Origin of the sequence: Phenylobacterium sp. (assembly GCF_036263695.1) — a bacterium.
Classification (GTDB): domain Bacteria; phylum Pseudomonadota; class Alphaproteobacteria; order Caulobacterales; family Caulobacteraceae; genus Phenylobacterium.
The window spans coordinates 1-2,235 of sequence record NZ_DATAGM010000056.1 but is presented as its reverse complement, the minus strand read 5'-3'; the positions used below and the strand labels follow the sequence as shown (position 1 = coordinate 2,235).

The 2,235-nt window shown below is 69.8% G+C and carries 4 protein-coding genes; all 4 read left to right on the top strand.

Annotated elements, in window-relative coordinates; genetic code table 11:
- Nucleotides 1-5: 5 nt before the first annotated feature.
- Nucleotides 6-152 (top strand): Flp family type IVb pilin, encoded by a 147-nt coding sequence (locus VHK87_RS02120; protein WP_329633245.1) that lies wholly within the window; start codon nucleotides 6-8, stop codon nucleotides 150-152.
- 147 nt (nucleotides 153-299) lie between these two features.
- Nucleotides 300-818: a prepilin peptidase gene (locus tag VHK87_RS02115; protein ID WP_329633244.1), complete on the top strand. Its 519-nt coding sequence runs from the start codon at nucleotides 300-302 to the stop codon at nucleotides 816-818.
- Between the two features lie 123 nt (nucleotides 819-941).
- On the top strand, nucleotides 942-1,820 hold the full coding sequence (gene cpaB, locus VHK87_RS02110; protein WP_329633243.1) for a Flp pilus assembly protein CpaB: 879 nt from the start codon (nucleotides 942-944) through the stop codon (nucleotides 1,818-1,820).
- The coding region (locus VHK87_RS02105; RefSeq protein ID WP_329633242.1) for a pilus assembly protein N-terminal domain-containing protein at nucleotides 1,817-2,235 on the top strand (419 nt) is incomplete at its 3' end. The genes cpaB and VHK87_RS02105, both read left to right, overlap by 4 nt.

Genomic DNA, 2,235 nt, shown 5'->3' with positions numbered 1-2,235 from the left:
GGTTCATTGCAGATCGCTCCGGCGCCACCGCCATCGAATACGGTCTGATCGCCGCCCTCATCGCGGTGGCTTGCATCGGCGGCCTGATCGCTTTCGGGGACGCGCTGCTCGCCTGGTACCAGAACATCCAGCAAGGCGTGGCCAACGCCTAGGTCTCAAGCGCGATCCGGCGCAAACAGAAAGAGGGCCGCCGCCGAAGGGCAGCGGCCCTCTTTCTGTCTGGGCGCCGGCGCCGTGGCTAAGGAAGCGTTCACCGTGTCGAGGCAAGGTCGGCGACGGAGCCCGACAGGAGGATAACCTTGGCCCTCATCCAGTCCGCGCTCGTCTTCGTCTTCCCGGCGATGGTCATCGTGGCCGGGCTGAAGGACCTGACGAGCTACACCATTCCGAACTGGATCTCGCTGGTGCTGATCGGGACCTTCTTCCCGGCCGCCCTATTGCTGGGCCTGCCGCCGGAGGCGATCGGCGTTTCAGCCGCGGTTGGCGTGGCCGCCCTGTTGGGCGGCATGGTGATGTTCGCGCTCGGCTGGATCGGCGGCGGCGACGCCAAGCTGTTCGCCGCTTCGGCGCTGTGGCTCGGCTGGCCGGCCTTCGTGCCCTTCCTGCTGATCACCTGCGTGATGGGCGGGGCGCTCGCCGTCGCGCTGCTGTTCCTGCGGTCCAACCAGCTGCAGGCCTTCGTGCCGAGCAATCCGCGCTGGCTGTTCCGGCTGGCCACCAAGGGCGAGAACGTGCCCTACGGCGTGGCCATTGCGGTCGGCGCCCTGGCGGCGTTTTCCACCTCCACCCTGGGGGTCGCCTTCGCCGGGCTTTTCTAAGCGCAGCTTTAGCCCGCGTTAACTATGCCCCCGCAACACTGAGCACGCCGCCAGAAGAGGGGCTTTCTGTGCGCGTCAGGGTCGAAGGCCCACGGCGCCGCCTGTCACCCGTCGCCGGGAGCCGTGTACGAATCCATGGGCGCCGCACGCATCGCCATTCTCGCCGTCGCAGCCGCGGCGGCCATCGCGCTGGCCTTCCTCGTCCGAGGGATGATGGCTCCGGACACGCCGGAGGCCACGGTCGCCGCTGCGCCGATGGCGCCGCCGCCCAAGCCCATGGCCCGCGTGCTGGTCGCCAAGAAGGATCTGCCCGTTGGCTATCGCATCACCGCGGTGGACCTGGGCTGGCAGGAATGGCCGGTCGAATCACTCAATCCGACGTTCGTGACCGACGGCGGCAAGCCAAAGGTCTCCCCGCCCGACGGCGTGAAGAAGGTCGCCAACCAAGCCTCCGAGGCCGCCCAGAGCCTGGTCAGCGCCGACGAGCCGATGAAGGCCTTCGACGGCGCCATCGTTAAGGAGCCGATCCTGGCCGGCGAGCCGCTGACCCCGCGCAAGGTCGTGCGCGGCGGCGAGGGCGGCTACATGGCCGTGGTGCTCTCCCCCGGCATGCGGGCGGTCTCGATCCCCGTCACCAGTGAGACTGGCGCCGGCGGGTTCATCCTGCCGGGCGACCGGGTCGACATCCTGCAGAGCCGCGCCCAGGACGGCGACAAGGGCTACCTCACCGAGGTCCTGATGCAGAACGTCAAGGTGCTGGCCATCGATCAGCGCACCGAGCCGGACAAGGAAGCCAGGACCATCGTCGGCGGCGTCGCCACCGTCGAGGTGGCGGCGGCCGACGTGGAGGTGCTCGCCAGAGGCCGCTCGCAGGGCGAGATGATGCTCGCGCTGCGCCCCTATTCCGACATCGGCGGCCCGACCCGCCGGGGCGGCCTGGGCGCCAATCAGACCGTGCGCATCGTCCGCGCCGGCGACGTCAACGAGGTGGCTGTCAGATGAGCCTGAAGCGTATCGCCCTGGCGCTCGCCGCGCTGCTGGCCGCAGCCGGGCCCGCCGCAGCCCAGGACGGCCGAGCCCAGACGGGCAACCCGGCAGTGATCCGCGTGGATCTGGCCGGCGGCCCCGCCTCCCAGGCCCTGTCCCTGCCGCGCGGCAAGTCGGCGATCATCGAGCTGCCGGTGGACGCCCGCGACGTGCTGGTGACCAACCCGGCGGTGGCCGACGCCGTGCTGCGCACCCCGCGCCGGATCTATGTGCTGGGCGTGGCCTCCGGCCAGACGGACGCAGTGTTCTTCGATTCCGCCGGCCGACGCCTGCTGTCGCTGGACATCCGCGTCGACCAGGACACCTCCGCCGTCGCCAACTCCATCAACCGGATCCTCCCGCGCGCCAATGTGCAGGTGGATGCGATGAA